The organism is Neisseria sp. P0021.S007, from assembly GCF_051956855.1.
Window position 1 is genome coordinate 1 of sequence record NZ_JBQCXA010000455.1, and the last position, 723, is coordinate 723.

The window sequence follows — 723 nt, forward strand, 5'->3', positions numbered from 1 at the left end:
CCTCCGCCCTGTTCAAAGCCAAACCCAAATGGGTGATGGCGGCAGAACTGGTTGAAACGACAAAACTTTATGCTCGCGATTTAGCTGCCATCCAGCACGAATGGATTGAGCAGGAAGCCCCGCACCTCGTCCGCTACCACTATTTCGAGCCGCACTGGGAACAAAAACGCGGCGAAGTCATCGCCAGCGAACGGGTAACGCTCTACGGCATGACCGTCTTGCCGCGCCGCCCCGTGTCCTACGGCAGAATCGCTCCCGAAGAAGCGCGCGAAATCTTTATCCGCAGCGCGCTGGTGGCGCAGGAATGCGATTGGAAAGCGGACTTTTTTGTCCACAACAAAAAGCTGATTAAGGAAATGAGTGAGTTGGAACACAAATCGCGCAAGCAAGATGGGCTGGTAGATGATGAAGCCCTGTTCGCGTTTTATAACGAACGTCTGCCCGAAATGGCGTGGAAAGACGCGCAAGGCAGCGTTTGGGGCAGTGAAGATTCCGTACGGATTATTGAATCTGACGAAGCCGAGAGGTCGTCTGAAAATGAGCGCAACGAGTTTCGCCAAAACGAGCGTAACGCGTCTCGCCAAAATGAAAATCACAGCAACACCGTAGGTTGGGTTGAAAACCCAACACCTGCCGCAACCGCGAAAACCGTTGGGTTTGACAACCCAACCTACGCCGCCGACAAAGCCGAAAGGTCGTCTGAAAATGAACGCAGCGAGTTTC

Annotated in this window: 1 protein-coding gene; it reads left to right on the plus strand. The window is 53.8% G+C overall.

The window, feature by feature from the left end; all coding sequences use genetic code 11:
• Nucleotides 1–723 (plus strand): DUF3418 domain-containing protein (locus tag ACTHUR_RS13965; protein ID WP_440399143.1); only part of this gene is annotated, 723 nt, incomplete at both ends.